The sequence below is a fragment of the Paenibacillus sp. S29 genome, assembly GCF_049319765.1.
GTDB lineage: Bacteria > Bacillota > Bacilli > Paenibacillales > Paenibacillaceae > Paenibacillus > Paenibacillus polymyxa_B.
In genome coordinates, this window is the sequence record NZ_JBMOUI010000015.1 from 140,478 (window position 1) to 160,260 (window position 19,783).

Genomic DNA, 19,783 nt, shown 5'->3' on the forward strand with positions numbered 1-19,783 from the left:
TTTTGAAGCATACAAACACAAAAAAGGAAGCGGAATAATTCCGCCTCCCTTACACTACAGCCTTTTACAACGTAACACCGTTTTTAAAAATAGCGAGCTCTCTGAAATTGTTTTTCTCATTGTTCACCCAGGTTCCGCTGGCTACATCGACAATGTAATCAACAAAGTTGCGGAGCGCTTCTTCCATACTGACATCCTCCACCAGTGAACCGGCGTTATAGTCGATCCAATGAGGTTTAGCTTTATACAACGGCGAGTTGGTTGAGACCTTCATCGTCGGAACAAAGGAGCCAAACGGCGTACCGCGTCCGGTTGTGAAAATGACGAGCTGGCAGCCCGCTGCGGCGAGAGCTGAAGATGCCACTAGATCGTTGCCCGGTGCGCTGAGTAGGTTGAGTCCCTTGGTCTTAAGACGCTCCCCGTACTGAATGACATCAGTGACCGTGGAAGACCCGGATTTTTGCGTACAGCCCAGTGATTTATCCTCCAGTGTCGTGATGCCCCCTGCTTTATTGCCCGGCGACGGATTTTCGTATACTGGCTGCTTGTAATCCAGAAAATATTGTTTGAAATCGTTAATCAGATGTACGATCTTATTAAATACTTGCTCATCGGCAGCGCGCTCCATTAAAATCGTCTCCGCCCCGAACATTTCAGGTACTTCTGTCAATACCGTTGTTCCACCTTGCGCGGCCATATAATCCGACAATCGTCCGAGTAGTGGGTTGGCAGTAATACCCGATAAGCCATCAGATCCACCGCATTTCAAGCCGATGTTCAGCTCAGACAAAGGTACAGGTTCCCGTCGATCTTCTTGCACGGCCGCAAAAATTTCATGAAGCAGCCTTACCCCTTCCTCTACTTCATCCGACACATCCTGGGAAAGCAAAAACTTTACCCGCTCCGAATCATATTCCCCGATGGCTTCCTTAAATTCTTTCATTTCATTGTTCTCACAGCCCAAACCCAGTACAAGTACGCCACCTGCGTTCGCATGTTTCACAGCATCGATCAAAATCGTGCGCGTATGTGCGTGATCGTCACCCAACTGAGAACAACCATAGTTATGCTTAAGCACAAGTGCATTTTCAAAAGGTGAAATATCTCCCGCTTCCTGCTTGAAACGGTTTAAAATAAGTTCAGCGATCCCGTTCACACAGCCGACCGTCGGCACAATCCACAACTCATTGCGAATCCCCACACGACCGTCCTTTCGCCGAAAACCTTGAAACGTACGACTCTCCTGTTCATATAAATGAGGAGCTGGCTTAGGCTTATAAGTGTACTCCTCCACGCCTGTCAGGTTCGTCTTCGTATTATGCGTATGCACATGCTGTCCTGCCTGAATGGGCTGAATGGCATGACCAATGGGATATCCGTATTTCAGAACATGCTCACCTTCCGGTATATCCTGCAAGGCGATTTTATGCCCACGTGCTACATCCTCGGCTAGCTCCACTCGTTGTTCTTCTTGTGCTCCCCACGCCAGTGTCTCTCCCTGCTTGTAATCACGCAAGGCGACAGCCACGTTATCTTGATCATGAATTTGAATGAATTCCAGCATTCCGGTCTCCTCCTTGCTTATGCTCTGGGCACGCTGTTCCCGGTTAGAGAATCGAGCGTCTCCTTTATTCCTCTGCTTGTAATTTCATACACGTGCTGTGCCGTTTGTTCAGCCAGCCCTTCGATCTGGTTCAGGTCTTGACCCCACCATGTCTGCTGGCCGAGTACGAGCGCAGTCAATTGCTTCGCCCCGGCGAGAGTACCGTCATATTGACTCCACAGTTCACCAAACGTGCTCAACACTTCCGCTTCATCTGCCAACGCAATCGACTCACCATTTCTGTCTCCCCGATAAAATACGATCAGGGACGCCAGCGAAAATACAATTTTGGCAGGCAACGCCTTACGCTGTGTCACATACTGGAGCAAGGATGGCAAGTTCCGTGTCTTGAACTTGGACACCGAATTTAGTGCGATACTCATAACATAATGACTTACATATGGATTACGGAATCGTTCAATAACATCGTCGGCATATACATTCAATTCCGCTTCTGACGAGTCCAGCGTCGGAATAATTTCTTCTCGGATCAGCGACTGGATAAAGTTGCCCATAATATCATGCTCGACCGCCTGCCCCACCGTGTCCAGGCCATATAAATAAGCTACAGGTGTAAGAGCCGTATGTGCTCCATTCAAAATGCGTACTTTCCGTGTACGGTAGGGTGCCATATCGTCAACAATCAGTACATTCAATCCGGCCAAATGAGCAGGTAATTCTTCTTTAAGCCACTGTGGCCCTTCAATAACCCATAAATGATACTGTTCGCCCACAACAACCAAATCGTCCTTGTAACCTAATTCTGCTTGAATTTCATGGATTCGGTCTTTGGGATAGCCAGGTACAATCCGATCGACCAAACTGTTGCAGAACGTATTCGATTCCTCCAACCATGCAATAAACTCGGCCCCAAGCTTCCATTGGTCCGCATATTTCAGTACGATTTCCTTGAGAGCGTCTCCATTACGGTCGATGAGCTCGCACGGAATGATCACCAATCCCTTGCTCTGATCGCCCCCGAAGAATTGAAAGCGCTTGTACAGAAAGGCGGCTAGCTTGCCTGGAAAGCTCTTTTGCGGACGATCTTCCAATTGATCCTCTGGGGCATAAGCGATCCCCGCTTCCGTCGTGTTCGACACGACAAAACGCAGCTCCGGCTTTTGGGATAATGCTTCATACTCCACAAAGTCCGAACCGTACGGATTAATCCCACGAGTGACGCACTCCACAACGGTATGCTCCTTCATGGCCTTCCCATCCTTAATCCCTTCAAGAATAACCGTATACAGGCCATCCTGCTCGTTAAGCTTCTCCACGAGGCCTCCTGGCTGCGGTTGTACAATCACAACTCCCGTATTCCATTCTGCCAGCTTATTCATTTTGTCAAATTGCCAGTCTACAAAAGCACGCAGGAAGTTCCCTTCCCCGAATTGCAGCACCCTCTCGGGATGTGGTTCAGTAACGATAAAGCTTTTTCTGTTTAATTGGTCTAATTCATCTACTTGTTTCATCCGGAGTAACCTCCCACAATTACCATAATGATTTCATCGTTATTTTATCACAATGCACACGTTAACAAAATAGTTTTATCAACATTTTTAGTTTAAAAAAATAATAATGACAATAATATGAACACGTTAACATATACGTTTATATAAAAATCTGCAAGTATATCGTCCTTTTTCTGTTGTTTCGCACCTGATCTAAGACGGTTAAGGCTAACTTATCACCCTATCCCGAGACCTTGTTCTTATATACATTTCAGGAGAATAGACGCAAAAAAGCACGGGCAGGATAACACTACTTACTAGGCAGGAGGAACATCTATGAAGACAATCGCAGATACTATTGTACAAGTTTTGGTCAATGCAGGGGTCAAACGAATTTATGGCATTGTTGGAGATTCTCTAAATAATATGGTTGATTCCATTCGCAGCAACGGTCAAATTGAATGGATTCATGTAAGGCACGAAGAAGTGGCTGCCTTTGCAGCCGGAGCGGATGCTGACCTTAGTGGCAGCATTGCTGTATGTGCTGGAAGCAGTGGTCCCGGAAATTTGCATCTGATTAATGGTTTATATGATTGCCACCGCAATCGGGTGCCTGTACTGGCTATTGCCGCTCATATTCCAAGCGACGAAATCGGAAGTGAATATTTTCAAGCTACACATCCTGAGCATCTTTTCGGAGAATGCAGTCACTTTTGTGAGGTGATTACGACACCGCGTCAAATTCCCAGAACGGTGACCATGGCCATTCAACAGGCAATTTCACGTTCAGGTGTTTCCGTCATTGTTCTTCCCGGTGATGTAGCAGCTTTGGAGGCGGAAAAGGTACCCGTCCCTGAACATGTCTACCATCCCACTGCACCTGTAGTGCATCCGTCCGCTTCCGAAATTTCCCGACTGGCCGAATATTTGAATAAAGGCAAACGAATTACGTTACTATGCGGCGCTGGCTGTGCACAATCTCACGACTTGCTCATGCAGTTATGTGACAAGCTAAAGTCCCCCATGGTATCCGCTCTGCGAGGCAAGGAATATCTGGAGTATGACAACCCTTATTATGCTGGATTGACCGGACTGATCGGGTATTCTTCCGGGTACCATGCGATGATGGATTGTGACGTCCTGCTTATGCTCGGAACAGACTTCCCTTACAGACAATTTTACCCTGAAGATGCGATTGTCCTACAGGTAGATATAGAGCCAGCCCATCTCGGCAGACGTACTCCGTTGACGTATGGTTTGTGCGGGGATGTAAAAGCCACATTGGAAATGCTGCTACCGCATTTAACGTCAGAGCATGATTCCAAGCATCTAGAGAAAACCGTCTCCCACTATACCAAGGTACGCCAGGAGTTGGATGACCTTGCCGTCGGTAAACCAGGTCATACGCCGATCCATCCGCAATATCTCGCCAAGGTCATCAGTGACGCCGCGCAGGAAAATGCTATTTTCACTTGTGATGTCGGTACTCCCACTGTATGGGCAGCGCGTTATTTGCAGATGAACGGTCAGCGTCGGCTTCTCGGCTCGTTCAACCATGGCACGATGGCAAATGCCCTGCCGCAGGCGATCGGAGCGCAGGCCACTGAGCCTGACCGACAAGTGATTGCCTTTTCAGGCGATGGCGGACTCACGATGCTGATGGGCGACCTGCTCACCCTGAAGCAGCATCAGCTGCCTATTAAAGTCATTGTTTTCAATAATGGCGCTCTCGGTTTTGTCGAGTTGGAAATGAAAGCGGCCGGATTCCTGGAAAATGGCACGGAACTGGTGAATCCTGATTTTGGTGCTGTAGCGCAAGCCATGGGACTCAAGGGCATCCGGGTTGAAGATCCGACAATGCTGGAGGATGCCATTCAGCAAGCATTGGCTCATGATGGCCCTGTTGTGGTAGACGTGGTGGTGAACCGTCAAGAGCTATCCATGCCACCCAAAATTAATCTTAAACAAGCAGAAGGATTTACACTGTGGATGATGAAAGCGATGCTGAACGGACGCGGTGACGAGATTGTAGAACTAGCTAAAACCAATCTCTTTCGTTAAATACAGACGAAGCGGAGCACATTTTAACCTAAAGGAGGCAGAAACCATACATCTAGCATGGTTTCTGCCCCTTTGACCTGCCTGTTAATCAAACGAGACTCAGCGTGGTCTGCCTGCCGTTGATTTCCGCTTCATGAGCGCGGTCTCCATAAATATAAGCTCACCCTCATTGGACGGTGACTGAATTCGTTCCAGAATGCAGGCGGCTCCGCGCTCACTTATCTGCTCAATCGGTCTTTTGACCGTTGTTAACGGTGGAGTCGTATACATTGAGAACCCGATATCGTCAAAACCAATGACAGAGATATCCTCTGGTACCTTCAAGCCATTTTCGAATACCGCATTCATTGCCCCAATAGCCATATCATCGTTAGAGCAAAATACCGCTGTCGGCGGCTCCTGCAAGGAAAGCAGTTGCTTCATTGCCTGGCTTCCGCTTTCAGTATCATAATGGCCTTGCACGATATATTCATGTCGAATCGGCTTACCGCTATCAATTAACGCATTCATAAAACCCTCGCGGCGTTGCTGGGTAGACTTGAAGCCTTCTACCCCTTCAATGATCGCAATGCGTTCATGCCCACTTTCAACGAGAAAGGAGACCGCTTCATAGGACCCTTCCTTATCATTTGAAATCACATTTACAATCCCCGCCCCGGATACCTGCCGATTCAGTACAACAAGCGGAATGCCTTGACCGAGCACATGATAAATAAAAGGGTTGTCCGCCTCGCTCTGGCTCATCAGAATGATACCATCAAAACGCTTGCGGTGAATGGCCGAAAAATCGGCGTAATCGTCAATCCCTCGCACAAACAGATTGTAATCCACCCCGATGACATGATTAACTCCACGGATGGTATCCGCAAAAAAACTGGAGCTGGTGCCTTCTGAAATACTGGTGAAAAACAGGCCAATCGTATGCGAGCGCTGGAGAACCAGGCTTTTGGCATTAAAATTTGGAATGTAATTGAGTTGCTCTGCCAACTCCATAATTTTGCGTTTCGTATCTTCTTTAATCAGCGGGCTGTTATTGAGCGCCCGGGAGACGGTTGTATGGGAAACATTAGCCAATTTGGCAATGTCTTTAATGGTAGCTGCCATATACGTATCCTTTCCTTAGTGAGGCTCTAAAAAAATTATATACCCACCATACCACAGGAGCCGCCCGGAAAAGAAGACTTTCACAAATTATACGCGGTTATCCGCATGTCGACGTTGTAACTCTTGAACCATTTCTGCATGTCTGCTGTCAGTCAGCTTGTACATTTTACCGATGACCAGCATGGCCAAAGCCAGGGCAACAGCCGGATAGAGACAAAGCAATGCCTTGATCCCAAGCAGCGTTCCAGAGGACTGAACCACATTCGGAACATACCCGATGAGCGCTAGTCCAATACCCGATAGAAAGCCAGACAAGGATTGAGCCAACTTACGTGAAAAGTTAAATAACGAGTAAGTAATCCCTTCTTTACGCTCTCCGGATGACCATTCGCCATAATCAATGATATCGGACACGAATGCCCAGGTAACCCCGTTAGGAATACTAATACCAATGAAAGAAATACTGGCGAGGATTGTAAAAATATATACATTGGAAGGCATAAAAAAGTTAATGGAGTCGGCAATGACACTAACCAGCATCCCCAGTATGGCTGTTTTTCGTTTACCGAAGCGCCGTACCAGCTTGGGCAGGAACAACACACCCAGTAGCGACGAACCGATAATAATAAAATTCATATAAGCCATTAATTCTACATGCCCCAAGTTATATTCGGCAAAATAGATCAGTAGTGCGGACTTGATATTGTACGCGGATATGGTGAAAATCGTCATCAAAACGAGTACCAGCAAAGGCTTGTTATTCGTAAAGGTATGCACGATAACGCCTATAGATAGCTTCTCTTTTGGCCCGGACTGGCTAATAATACGTTCTTTCGTTCCTCGGTAACATATGATGAAAGCGATCACACCAATGAGTGACATAATCCCCATCACAACCGGATAGCCAACATGATGGTTAGGAAACAGTAAAATAAGCGGCATGACAACGACACTGGTGACGAATAATGCGCCCAGAGATCCCGCCTGACGGAAAGATGACAATGAGGCACGCTGATGAGTATCCTGCGTAATAGCGGCACCCAGCGAGCCGTATGGAATGTTTACAATAGAGTAGCCAATTCCCCAGATCATATAGGACGCGTAAGCGTAAATGAGTTTGCCTGTGGGTGAAATATTCGGCGAAATAAAGGTAAGAATCGTAAGAATTGCAAGGATAACGCTTCCAACGATAAGAAAAGGTCTAAATTTTCCACGTGTACCGATATGTTTGCGATAATCAACAAAGGACCCGACAATGGGATCACAGACGGCGGCAAACAGCTTGCTGACCAGGAAAATGCCTGCGGCGGCTCCTGCAGAAACCCCAGCTACATCGGTAAAAAATTTCAGCAAATACAACTGCCCCAAATCAAACATGAATCCGTTTCCAAAGTCACCCATACCATACGAAATCTTTTCTTTCAGGCTAATATGCTCGCCTGTCTTGTTGTCAGTTTGGACGCTCTCCTGCACGATAGGCACTCCCATACCTACACACCCCTCTATGTTTGTAATTATTTTCACATAATTAGTTCAGGATTTTGCAAAATTCGATTCCAGTCGCTCCGAAGTGCAAAATATAGACGAACTAAACCATTTCGATCTATATCTTGTTCATTGGAAGTCGCTTATGAGATTTTTGCAAAATCCTCAGTTGATAACTATTTTGTTTTCAATTGCTCTTACCGGGAGTTTTGAAACAAGCTCCTGGCAAGAGCTCTTTTTATGAAGTTAGTGAGTTCTCACCTAGGCAATAACTTCACTTACTATGAACAACCGTTGGGAAATTAAAATATTGCTCGGCGTTATTGTAGCAAATATTTTGTACCATTGCTCCGAGCAGTTCCAAATCCGCAGGCGCCTTACCCTCCTGAACCCACGTTCCAATTAAGTCACACAGTATACGGCGGAAATATTCATGGCGTGTGTAGGACAGGAAGCTGCGGGAATCCGTCAGCATACCAATAAACCGGGACAGCACCCCGTAGTTAGCCAGCAACTTCATCTGCTCCTGCATACCTTCGATGTGGTCGTTATACCACCATGCCGTGCCGAACTGGATTTTCCCTACAGTTCCACCGGATTGGAAGCAGCCCGCGAGACTTGCCAGTACTGGATAATCAACCGAATTAAGCGAATACAAAATCGTTCTCGGTAATCCTCCTGCCGTCTCCTGTGCGTCCAGCAATGCCGCCAATGGACGAGCGATCGAGCCATCATTTACGGCATCGTAACCTGTATCCGGTCCCAAATGACGGAACATAGCCGTGTTGTTGTTACGCAGCGCGTGAATGTGGTATTGCATAGCCCAGCCATGTTCTGCATACTGTTTGCCAAGGAAAACTAGAACGTACGATTTATATTTGGCCTCTTCTAAAGGAGTCACATGGCCTTCCTCCAGCCCCTTGCTGAATATGGCTGCTGCTTCCTCCAGTGTCGTTTCTTCATAGACAACAGTATCGAGCGCATGATCAGATACCCGACCTCCGGCAGCATGGAAATGGCGCACCCGGCTTGCCAGCGCATTCAAAAACCCTTCCAGGCCAGAAACATCCAGTCCGCTGACTTCACCCAACCGAGCCACCCAAGGCTGGAAAGTTTCGCGATTAATTTCCAAAGCTTTGTCGGGGCGGAAGCTTGGCAGCACTGCCACTGGGAAATCGTTCAGCTTGCTGATTTGTTTGTGGTATTCGAGATGGTCCGTCGGATCATCCGTGGTGCACACCACAGTTACCTTCGAGTTCACAATCAGATCACGTGCGCCAAAGCCCTTTCCCTGCAGCTTTTGGTTTACCTTTTCCCAGATTACAGGTGCGCTCTGTTCATTCAGCAGCTCATAGACACCAAAAAAGCGTTGAAGCTCCAAATGCGTCCAATGGTACAGCGGATTGCCGATTAGTGTAGGTACGGTTTTGGCCCAAGCCAAAAACTTGTCATAATCTTCACCATCACCCGTGATCAAACGCTCCTCGACCCCATTGGCCCGCATAAGTCTCCACTTGTAATGATCTCCGTACAACCAGGCTTCCGTAATATTCTTGAACTTTTTATTTTCATAAATTTCTTGTGGACTTAAATGGCAATGATAGTCAATAATCGGCATATCCTTGGCATACTGATGATATAAGGTTTCAGCCGTTGGATTGCTCAACAAAAAGTTTTCGTCTAAAAACGTTTTGGTCATTACTTTCTCATCCCTTCTGTAATCGTGTTTCCTAACAATTTGTTAACGTTAACAAAAATGTTCGAGATACTACTTGCCTTTTAACAATTACATTCCCCATAGCAGTAGGAAATCCATATGATTTGTACAGGACAATACAACTATAATATGATACCTGTACATCATGTCATACTGGTTTGCTTCGCCTTAAATTTAATGTTTACGTTAACAACAATTACATTGTAACCGCTATCCTTTGTAGAGGAAAGTGATTTTTATCATGTGAGCGGATAAAAATGATCTGCCTCCATTTGGGACAGATCTGTTCTATACCTTCTCGATGACCGACACCACAAGAAAATTCCACAATTTTAATTTTCCTTGATAGATCAAACTTTGAAAACGTTTTATATATTTTTCTCTTTTTTTCTGAAAATTTCTTTCTTGAAAATACCAGTTATTGTATTATAATTGCAATATACATCCATTGATTTACATTAAAAGTATTTCATTAGTTATTTCACAGAGAAGAAGAAGAGGTGGTAGCATTGAGTACAAAAGTGCAAGCTGTTCAAACTAAAACTATATCCGATACAAAAGGAGCCGACCTTGTTGTCGATTGCTTGATCAAGCAAGGGGTTACCCATATTTTTGGCATTCCAGGTGCCAAGATCGATTCTGTTTTTGATGTTCTTCAAGATCGGGGGCCCGAATTGATCGTATGTCGTCATGAACAAAATGCCGCCTTTATGGCAGCGGCAGTCGGTCGATTAACCGGTAAACCGGGCGTATGCATTGTTACCTCAGGTCCAGGCGCATCTAACTTGGCGACAGGACTTGTCACCGCTAATGCAGAAAGTGATCCTGTCGTCGCCATTGCGGGTGCAGTCCCAAGATCCGAACGCTTGAAACGCACGCATCAATCCATGGATAACGCCGGACTATTCGAACCCATCACCAAATACAGTGTAGAAGTAGAACATCCTGATAATGTACCGGAAGCAATTGCTAATGCATTTCGAATTGCGACCTCAGCCCAGCCTGGAGCCACATTCGTCAGCCTGCCGCAGGACGTGTTGACTTCGTCATCTGAAGTAACAGTCATTGAGAAGGTTTCTCTTCCCCAACTCGGAACCGCACCCGCCGGACTCATCAAACAAGTCGCAGAGCAAATCAAAAAAGCCAAGCTGCCCGTACTTCTTCTTGGCATGAAAGCCAGCACGCCTGAAGCCACCGCAGCTATCCGTGCTCTCATCCGAGATACAGATCTGCCTGTTGTCGAAACCTTCCAGGCCGCTGGAGCCATCTCCCGTGAACTAGAAGACCACTATTTTGGAAGAGTGGGTCTGTTCCACAATCAACCGGGTGATATGCTTCTTGGAGCCGCAGATTTGGTACTGACGATTGGCTATGATCCTATCGAATACGATCCAAAAAACTGGAACATTCCGGCAAACCGAACACTCATTCATCTGGATGACCATCAAGCCGATATTGATCATGATTATCAACCGGACTACGAGCTAATCGGAAATATAGCCCTGATTGTGGGTAGCCTTGCAGAAGAATTACCTACCTTAAAGCTACCTAAATCCTCCTGCGACCAATTGAATCGTCTGCGCCATGATTTAAACGAGCAAGCGGCTGTTCCCGCACACAAGCATGATTTTCTGATTCATCCATTGCAATTTATTCGTACACTGCGCAGCCTGATTGATGATAACGTCACAGTCACCTGTGATGTCGGTTCACACTATATTTGGATGGCACGATATTTTCGTTCGTATGAACCGCGGCGCCTTCTATTCAGCAACGGAATGCAGACGCTAGGCGTAGCGCTGCCTTGGGGGATTGCTGCCACACTCGTCAATCCCGGTCACAAAGTCGTTTCTATTTCTGGAGACGGAGGATTTCTTTTTTCATCCATGGAGCTCGAAACCGCCGTACGTCTTAACTCACCGTTGGTGCATATCGTATGGAGAGATGGTTCCTATGACATGGTCGCTTTTCAACAACAGATTAAATACGGAAGAACGTCTGGTGTAAAATTTGGAGATGTTGATGTAGTGAAATATGCTGAAAGCTTCGGCGCCACTGGATTACGCGTGCACTCTCCTGAAGAACTAGAAAGTGTATTGCAGCAGGCACTTCATACCGATGGTCCTGTGGTCGTCGATATTCCGATTGATTATCAGGATAACATCCAGTTGGGACGTAAACTGCTGCCTAACCAATTAAACTAACCTTAACCATGTCTCAGTCGTGACGGCTTTATGACAATTATGGAGTATAACGTTTTTTTTATGATTTTTTTGAGTTATTCATGTTATTTACTGAAATTTTACGTTTATTATTGAAAAAGAAAGAAAATAAATGCATACAATTATAAAAGGAAGTGTATTGCCATGACCGTTGCGCAATTGGAAACCAAGCAAGAAGCTGATCATGATATTTACCAAACATCCACTATGCTTGCTCTATTAGATGGTCTTTATGACGGAGTTGTTGCCTTTGAGGAGTTGCAAAAGCACGGGGATTTCGGAATTGGTACCTTTGATCAACTGAATGGCGAGATGATCGCGTTCGATGGTGAATTTTATCACTTGCTTCCAGACGGTACGGCCCATCGCGTAAAACCGGAAGAAACTACACCTTTTTCCACCGTCACCTTTTTCCAGGAAGATTTCACATATACTATTGACCGCCCTATGCATCGTGAAGAGCTGGAAGCTCTGCTGTTAACGTTGTTTCCAAGCCGTAATCTGTTCTATGCCTTCCGTATGGATGGCACTTTTCATGAAGTAAAGACACGGACCGTGCCTCACCAAGTTAAACCATACAAACCTTTTATCGAAGCGACCAAGTCACAGCCTACCTTCACTTTTAATGAGGCTTCCGGCGTGATTACAGGTTTTTGGACACCTGCCTATGCTCAAGGTATTGGGGTAGCCGGATTTCATCTGCATTTTATTAACGATGAACGCACTGGTGGCGGGCATGTCTTTGATTTTATCGTCGAAAAGTGTACCATCCGCATTTGTCAAAAATCCAATCTGCACCTGGTCCTGCCCGATACGCCGGATTACTTGAAGGCCAACCTGTCCAGAGAAAACCTGGAGAAAGAAATTGCCGTTACTGAAGGTGCGCAATAATCACAGTTATATAACTCATCAAGTTACGGACCCTATAGCTAAACAATAAACAGCAAAAGATCACAGTCAGGGAAGAGAATTACTGCTCTCTGACTGTGATCTTTTTATGTACGAGCATATATATACGTTACTGCTTATGCTCTCACTCCGGTTCACCTATGCCTCGATCTGATCCAGTTTATCTGCATAATATTGAATAGCACGTGAGTACTCCTGTGTAGATAAATCCGAGGTCGTCTCAGCCACCTCCATTAGCAGCTCCTGCATGGCTTTCCCGTATTCCCCCAGATTGTATAACACCATCGCGTAAAATACCCGAAACGGTCTGTAATCCGGAAATTCGTTCATTCCTGTGTCCAACCACGCTTTCGCCTTGGCGTAATCTCCCAATACACGATATGTACTGCTTAATCCCAGGATGGCTCCTTTCCTTGATTCTGCGGATAACGCCATACCTAGGCTTTTTTCATAATAGGCAACCGCTTCCCTCTCTAAGCCCAATGAATCATGTGTCCAAGCTGTCTGATACCACAATTCTGCATCATTTTGCTGCTGTTCTAATGCCTTTAAAAGAAGCTTACGTGCTTTCTCTGCTTGCCCTGTTCGTCTAAGCTCGTCAGCTTGCGCCATGATATCGTTCATATTCATCCTCCACTTCTGACTCATGCCTATCTTTGAGGTATATGTTACCCGACATTTGAATGCAATGTAAATGGAGTTTTTCCTAAGATTTGAAATCCAAAAAAACGACCCTCCCTTTAGGAGAGCCGCTATATATCCGAAGCTGAAGTTACGGTTTATTTAACCTTCAATGATCCTGTAGTGAGTATTCCAGCTACACGTTGTGCGTCGAAAATACGGGAGAGCTCCTCCACTGCCGTCAAGTACAGTAGACCGTTGCCCTCCAGCTTAGGAGAATTACCGAGTGTAATCGTGCGTTTGATGAGTTGTGCGTATAATTCTGGTTCGGTAAGATCACGCTCAAAGCTCGCATTCGCCAGCTGCTTAATCAACGCCAATGCACCTGCTACGTGCGGAGTAGCCATCGAAGTTCCGCTAAAGGTCGCATATTTGCCGCCCGGAACGGTGGACAAAATATCTTCTCCCGGTGCAACCAAATCCACCTCATTATTTGAATTACTGAATTCTGAGGCATGCCTATCAAAGTTGATAGCACCTACGCTAATCACTTCATTATAGCAGCCGGGGTAGCCGAGCTCGTCCGTTCTGTCGTCACCGTCTCCCTCATTTCCAGCTGCACAGATGACTAAGATTTGGCTAGCTACAGCCCTTTTTACTGCTTCATGAAGCTCTGGCACATCCTCAGGACCGCCAAGTGACATCGATATGATATCTGCCTTTTGCTCAATCGCATAATAGATGCCTTGAATAATCCAGTCATATTGACCGGAGCCCTGCTTGTTTAGCACTTTGATGATGAGCAGGTCTGCCTCTGGAGCAACACCCACGACACCATCCGCATTTTCTGCTGCCGCAATAGTTCCCGCCACATGCGTACCATGACCGTTGTAATCCTTGAAAATTTCCGGATTACCTTGATCATCATCCGTGAAATTCCGGCCGCCAATAATGCGCGCCTTCAAATCAGGATGGTCCGAATCACAGCCCGTGTCCAGCACCGCCACCTTCACGCCTCGGCCTCGAGTCTGGTTCCATACCGCAGGAGCCTGAATCAGCTCTACCCCTCGCGGTATTTCATTCACTTGTTGCTCCTGCTTGATCACTTGGTAAGGAATGATATGCACTTTACGTTCCATCCTATTCCCTCCTTCATGGATTCAATCGGAAACCATCCGTCTTTGAAACTTTGAAAAATTTGAAAACCTCTACTACGTTCGAGGTTACTATATTCTAGCAATTTTTGAAAAGTTTGAACATCCCCATTTTGCTTATTTTTGTAAAAAACAGACATCCCCCAATTTGCTTGGAGAATGTCTGTTGTAGAATCTCTTTCAGCCTTAGACTGATTCCGCCTGAAGTTCAGCCTTAGATAACAGCGATTTGTGCTGCCATTTCCGACCCTTCCAGCGTAAATAGTGGAAAATGCCTCGTACCCACTCATCGCAGGCATGTGCAATCCACACACCCAGCACACCATATCCCATATGAATACCCAGCACATATGCTAGCGGGATTTTAATCCCCCACATTGAAATAATGGCCATCATTAACGGGAACTGAACATCTCCCGCTGCTCGCAAGGAGTTAATGACAACATGATTAAACACACGGCCCGGCTCCAGCAGTATACAGAACAGCAAAATCGCTGCCCCTAATTGAATGATCGCCGGCTCATCTGTAAAGATCGCCATCACTTCATATCGGAAAAAGGATACTACCACGATCACAGCAATCGTAATGACCAAAGACCATTTTAGGCTCCGTAAAAGTTGATGATAGGCTTTTTCCTTGTCTCCTGCTCCAATCAGGCGGGCAACAATAATTTCCGTTCCCTCACCTACAGCCATTCCAAATACCATAAAAAAGTACACAATTGTATTCGTATAAAAATGGGTTGCGATCGCTGTTGTACCCATAAAGCTGACAAATCGGGTCACCATCATTTGGCTAAGTTGATAAGACAACCATTCCAGCCCGGCAGGAATACCAATCTTCAGGATTGCTACCAGCTTACTCCATTGAAGCTGTACATAATACCGGATGCGAATCGGCGCACTCACACGCTTGTACAGCAGTAGAAAAATCCAGACACATGCTACAGCACGGCTAATCACCGTTGAAATCGCTGCACCCGCCACTCCCATCTGGGGCAGACCAAACCAGCCATAAATGAGCAGCGCATTCCCCACGATATGTAATATATTCATACCAATGCCCACGATCATCGTATCTTTAGTAAAACCATGCGATCGAATAACCGGACCTGCGGTTAGCATAAGCGCTTCCAGAAACAGCGAACCCCCTGCTAGCATCATATAAATCTCTGCATTTTCCTTGATCGTCGGGGTAATATGGTAAAAGGATAGCAAAAAATCCCGGCTCACAATAAACATCAAGCTCAGCGCCAGACCAAACACCAGATTAAAGGTTAGTGCCGAAGCCGTAACACGGCTTGCATCCACATGCTTTTGCGCCCCCAATAGCTGAGCAATGATCACACCTACACCAAGACCAAGCAGATTGAAAAGTATAATCGTAAATTCAATCAACTGTCTCGACACACCCACAGCCGATACAACCTCATCAGAAACATGGCTTAGCATGAACGTATCCACGCTACCCATCAAAATGTGAAACAACATCTCTATAAAGATCGGCCAAGTGATTGCAAAAACCGTCATCGTTTTAACGACTTGTGCTTGCTTGGAACCGTTTTCCTGAGAAAGTGACATCCTTCCGTATTCCTCCTAAATGCGACCCAATTATTACTTAATACCTACACGTCAATTAATCAATCATAAAAAGTCATATGCTTTTTATCTTTTTTATAATATTCCAAGCGGTCCTGCAATTGTCCTGTGTGGAATTCAAACTTATGTCCGTCTGGATCTGTAAAATAGACCGATCTTTTATCCTGTTCATTCCGCTCTCGTCCGGGCAAAATGGTGACATTAAAAGTTCTCAGCTTGTTGAGCATATTCTCAAAATCAGCTTCCTCTATCGAAAATGCAATATGCGTATAGGAATGATGAATTTCATTTCTCGGGATATCCTCTTCCACATTGAGAGCCAACCACATTCCCAAACAGTCCAGATAAGCCAGCTTACGTCCTTTAACGAGCAGTTTTCCATCTAGTACATTCTGATAGAAATGTATAGACTTCTCCAAATCAGACACCGAAAAGCAAATATGATTCCACCCTTGTATGCTCATGTTCCCTATTCCTTTCAGCGTACCCTGTCTAGCCAGTAGGTCCACGCTTCTGTATATTTATCGAGGTCTTTAGGATGATGGCGAATGCAGGTAGCTATACGAAAGTATAATCCCAGTAACACTTCCCTGTTCAGCTCGTATTCCCCTGTCATCTCCGGCTCAAGCTTCTCTAAGGCAGGCAAAATAGTATCGACGGTCAGCCTATCCGGTGAAGAACAAAAGGCGTATATCAGATCATACAGAGGTTCTCCTACCACTGGATCAGGGTCAATAATACCCGTCAATGTGCCGTTTTCGGTAAACACAAAATTATGTACCCCACAGTCACCATGAAGCAAATATTTAATATTACGTTGCGGCAATCCAGCCACAAGGGTATGAACGAACCGATGATTCTCTCGGGGTAAAACGCCTTGTATGATCTTTCCAGATTCCTTCGTTCTGTGCAGCAGAAAATCTCTCCATTCCACAAACGGGTGATCCGGATAACCATAATGACGTTCCTCACCACAAGGCTTGTAGTGCGAGATCACCTCCGTTGCCAGACGAAGCAACAAATCGCTTTTGTTTCTTCCATGATACTGTGTGAACCCTGACCTGAACGTGTATACCAAATAACGGTGCAACGGATCTACATAAACCAAACGCGATAGTTTCTCAATCTGTACATAGGTATGTAAGAATTCTGCCTCGGCTTCTACGACAGCGGGATCATTTTGCTTAATCACGTATCGTGGCTTAGTTCCGTCCATGACAACTACCACTTTGCTCGAAGTTCCGCCAGTCAGTGGTTTGAGATTTCGCATACGGCTTTCAAGCACGCCCGTTTCGTGAAGCTCATTCAGGATCAGTTGAACATCCATCTCACACCTCCCTCCATGCGTCTGATCCACAATGCGGCTGGCGATTTGGATATTTCATTTAGCTCCCACACGTTCGCCAGCCACTCTTCTTTTAAAAATAAATCTTTTCATGCTCCGCATAGATTTCAAGCGCCCGCTCCATCTTATGCACATAGGCCTCATCCTGACTAGAACATAGAAATGTAATGTGTCCCTCCTGCGATGGACCGGATTTTGGCGAAGGTTCCAGCAAATTACGCTCAGACAACACCTGTTTCAACCGCCTAACTGTTCCCTGGCTCCCGTCAATTAACTGAATATGAGAAGGTAGTAGTTCCCTTAGAATTTCCTTATAAAAAGGATAATGAGTACATCCCAATACCACCGTGCCATATATGTCGAGATTGAACGAAGACAGCTCACGGTTAAAATATTCGAACATTTCTGCCCGGTCAAAATTCAACTGTTCGCAATAATGTACTAGCTCCGGCAGAGGTAGTGAGTCCACGCTCCCATGATCGTCAACCCTGGATACCAGCGCTGCATAACAGGATTGTTTCAACGTCAATGGTGTGGCTAACACCAGAACTCTTTTACCATTGGCTCGGTTCATCTCGACCGCTGGCTTCACAGCTGGCTCCATACCAATAATCGGAATAGGATATTCCTTCCTTAGCTCCGCAACTGCGATACTTGTAGCCGTATTGCAGGCAATGACCAATGCCTTAACATCTTCTTTAAGGATCGTTTCTACTGAAGCCTTGACATAACCAAGCACCTCTTGAGGAGTTTTCGTCCCGTAAGGCACATGAAGCGTATCCGCCATGTATACAAAATTTTCGTTTGGCAAACGTCTTAGTGCCTCGGACAATACTGTAATTCCACCCAATCCTGAATCAAAAAAACCTATCTTCAAGCTACTCACCTTTTTTCGTTCAACTATTGTGCCATATCTTGCAGACACCATGTTCATTTTCTTCTTCGCCTACTCAAACCATTCTCTTCATTAAGACTTTACATTTAAATTTTACCGCAAAACTGATATTTTGCAAAAGAAACACGTAAAATTTACAGTGTAAAAAATAAAGTAGCTTTTCAAAGTAAATTTAATATAAAAGTGTTGACAGATATTATCTTTATATTGTAATATTACGTGGTAACTTACTAACTTAACTTACTTATTCAACTTACTTAGGGGGAAATAAATCATGTCTAAAGTATTATTTGTCAAAGCTAATGATCGTACAGCTGAAGAATCTGCAACAGTTAAATTGTATAACGCCTTCGTAGAAAGCTACAAGTCTTCCCACCCAACTGATGAAATCACTGAGCTGGACCTGTTCTCCGTTGAGCTTCCTTATTTGAACGCTAACATGATCAACGGCACGTTCAAATCCGCTAGAGGCATGGAGCTGAACGCAGAAGAAGCTCGCCTAGCAAACATCGCTAATGGCTACCTGGATCAATTCCTGGCAGCAGACAAAGTCGTATTTGCTTTCCCGCTCTGGAACATGACGATTCCAGCTGTACTGCATACGTACATTGATTACCTGAACCAGGCTGGTAAAACATTCAAATACACTGCTGAAGGTCCAGTTGGTCTCGTAACTGAAACTAAAGTAGCCCTGTTGAATGCAAGAGGCGGCGTTTATTCCGAAGGACCAGCTGCTGCAGCTGAAATGTCTTTGAACTACATGAACAACATCTTATCCTTCTTCGGAGTGAAAGACATCGTGAAAGTTGTTCTGGAAGGACATAACCAAGCTCCAGATCAAGCACAAGAAATCGTTGCTTCTGCCGTACAACGTGCAGTGGACACAGCAAAATCGTTCTAATCATATATTATGAAGAGAAGAGGATATCCGCGCCCTATATGGGCTGGATATCCTCTTTTTTGTTATAAAGTATAAAAAACACGTGCTCCCCTGATCTATAATCAAGTGAAAGCACGTGTTTGTGAAATGAGATTACTTCTATTTTAAGGAATGAATTGCTGAACGATTTTTACAACTTTACCCTCACGAAGCGTAACATGGTATGGAAATTGACTGAGGTCCAGAACGTCCTTTTTAGCAAAATCTTTCTCAAACTGTGCCAGAGGAATCGATTCATTCCATTGCACGTCTGTATCTTCTATGTTACCCGTGTGATCATAAATCTGCACCTCTACCGAAGCATCTGGTGCAACCTGATACACGTCATTTTGCACGGAATTGTTTACGATGTAGTAGCCATCTGGAGCTCCATCCAATCCTGTATTTCCTTCATGCTCCAATAATGCTTTGTCAGCTGCCGCGCCTTCATACCATTCAATCGGGTCTGCCGACAAATAAATCTGTCCGTCACGAATCTCCATTTGGTTTATATATACGGTCTCCTGATTTTCAGCAGCTGCTACAGGCGTGTAGCCTTGCGCTGTTGCCCCTGCCGTCGTAATCAGCATCATCATTAAAGCCAATACGGTCCATTTCGAAGCTAGTTTCATCATGTCTGATCTCTCCTTGCCGTTTGGGTATGTACACGGTGTCTGTAAGCTTCATTACCCTTGTGT

General features: G+C 45.4%; 16 protein-coding genes. 4 read left to right on the forward strand and 12 right to left on the reverse strand.

Going from position 1 to position 19,783, the window contains the following annotated elements:
* Positions 1-64 precede the first annotated feature (64 nt).
* Both ACL9RM_RS22240 and ACL9RM_RS22245 read right to left on the reverse strand, forming a co-directional pair.
* Positions 65-1,564, reverse strand: a complete 1,500-nt coding sequence (locus ACL9RM_RS22240) for a UxaA family hydrolase (protein ID WP_250268152.1) — start codon at positions 1,562-1,564, stop codon at positions 65-67.
* A gap of 17 nt (positions 1,565-1,581) precedes the next feature.
* Entirely contained in the window at positions 1,582-3,075 is a 1,494-nt protein-coding gene (locus tag ACL9RM_RS22245) for a tagaturonate reductase (RefSeq protein ID WP_250268151.1), read from the reverse strand.
* A 315-nt stretch (positions 3,076-3,390) separates the two neighbouring features.
* On the opposite strand from ACL9RM_RS22245, the gene poxB reads away from it, so the two are divergent.
* Complete coding sequence (gene poxB / locus ACL9RM_RS22250) at positions 3,391-5,115, forward strand: ubiquinone-dependent pyruvate dehydrogenase (protein ID WP_250268150.1); 1,725 nt, start codon at positions 3,391-3,393, stop codon at positions 5,113-5,115.
* Positions 5,116-5,214: 99 nt separating this feature from the next.
* Here poxB and ACL9RM_RS22255 read toward each other — a convergent pair whose 3' ends face one another.
* The 3 genes from ACL9RM_RS22255 to uxaC form a co-directional block, all read right to left on the reverse strand.
* Complete coding sequence (locus tag ACL9RM_RS22255) at positions 5,215-6,219, reverse strand: LacI family DNA-binding transcriptional regulator (RefSeq protein WP_069079639.1); 1,005 nt, start codon at positions 6,217-6,219, stop codon at positions 5,215-5,217.
* Between the two features lie 87 nt (positions 6,220-6,306).
* On the reverse strand, positions 6,307-7,707 hold the full coding sequence (locus ACL9RM_RS22260; RefSeq protein WP_061830333.1) for an MFS transporter: 1,401 nt from the start codon (positions 7,705-7,707) through the stop codon (positions 6,307-6,309).
* Positions 7,708-7,978: 271 nt separating this feature from the next.
* Positions 7,979-9,403, reverse strand: a complete 1,425-nt coding sequence (uxaC, locus tag ACL9RM_RS22265; RefSeq protein WP_061830332.1) for a glucuronate isomerase — start codon at positions 9,401-9,403, stop codon at positions 7,979-7,981.
* A gap of 518 nt (positions 9,404-9,921) precedes the next feature.
* On the opposite strand from uxaC, the gene alsS reads away from it, so the two are divergent.
* Both alsS and budA read left to right on the forward strand, forming a co-directional pair.
* Positions 9,922-11,625 carry an acetolactate synthase AlsS gene (alsS, locus tag ACL9RM_RS22270; RefSeq protein WP_172828313.1) on the forward strand — a complete coding sequence of 568 codons (1,704 nt, stop codon included), beginning with the start codon at positions 9,922-9,924 and terminating at the stop codon, positions 11,623-11,625.
* A 162-nt stretch (positions 11,626-11,787) separates the two neighbouring features.
* Positions 11,788-12,534, forward strand: coding sequence for an acetolactate decarboxylase (gene budA / locus ACL9RM_RS22275; protein ID WP_025722973.1), 747 nt, complete (start codon positions 11,788-11,790; stop codon positions 12,532-12,534).
* A 156-nt stretch (positions 12,535-12,690) separates the two neighbouring features.
* Here budA and ACL9RM_RS22280 read toward each other — a convergent pair whose 3' ends face one another.
* The 6 genes from ACL9RM_RS22280 to murI form a co-directional block, all read right to left on the reverse strand.
* A complete protein-coding gene (locus ACL9RM_RS22280) occupies positions 12,691-13,176 on the reverse strand; it encodes a tetratricopeptide repeat protein (protein WP_061830331.1) in 486 nt (161 codons plus the stop codon).
* Between the two features lie 155 nt (positions 13,177-13,331).
* Positions 13,332-14,312 (reverse strand): S8 family peptidase, encoded by a 981-nt coding sequence (locus ACL9RM_RS22285; RefSeq protein WP_250268149.1) that lies wholly within the window; start codon positions 14,310-14,312, stop codon positions 13,332-13,334.
* A 201-nt stretch (positions 14,313-14,513) separates the two neighbouring features.
* Positions 14,514-15,908, reverse strand: a complete 1,395-nt coding sequence (locus ACL9RM_RS22290; RefSeq protein ID WP_069291764.1) for an MATE family efflux transporter — start codon at positions 15,906-15,908, stop codon at positions 14,514-14,516.
* A 59-nt stretch (positions 15,909-15,967) separates the two neighbouring features.
* On the reverse strand, positions 15,968-16,390 hold the full coding sequence (fosB, locus tag ACL9RM_RS22295; RefSeq protein WP_250268148.1) for a metallothiol transferase FosB: 423 nt from the start codon (positions 16,388-16,390) through the stop codon (positions 15,968-15,970).
* Between the two features lie 14 nt (positions 16,391-16,404).
* Positions 16,405-17,253, reverse strand: a complete 849-nt coding sequence (locus tag ACL9RM_RS22300; RefSeq protein WP_250268147.1) for an aminoglycoside phosphotransferase family protein — start codon at positions 17,251-17,253, stop codon at positions 16,405-16,407.
* Positions 17,254-17,344: 91 nt separating this feature from the next.
* A complete protein-coding gene (gene murI / locus ACL9RM_RS22305) occupies positions 17,345-18,199 on the reverse strand; it encodes a glutamate racemase (protein ID WP_250268146.1) in 855 nt (284 codons plus the stop codon).
* A 241-nt stretch (positions 18,200-18,440) separates the two neighbouring features.
* On the opposite strand from murI, the gene ACL9RM_RS22310 reads away from it, so the two are divergent.
* Entirely contained in the window at positions 18,441-19,067 is a 627-nt protein-coding gene (locus ACL9RM_RS22310; protein ID WP_043882169.1) for an FMN-dependent NADH-azoreductase, read from the forward strand.
* A gap of 143 nt (positions 19,068-19,210) precedes the next feature.
* Here the strand turns inward: ACL9RM_RS22310 and ACL9RM_RS22315 are convergent, their stop codons facing one another.
* Positions 19,211-19,720: a hypothetical protein gene (locus tag ACL9RM_RS22315; RefSeq protein ID WP_061830325.1), complete on the reverse strand. Its 510-nt coding sequence runs from the start codon at positions 19,718-19,720 to the stop codon at positions 19,211-19,213.
* Positions 19,721-19,783: the final 63 nt, after the last annotated feature.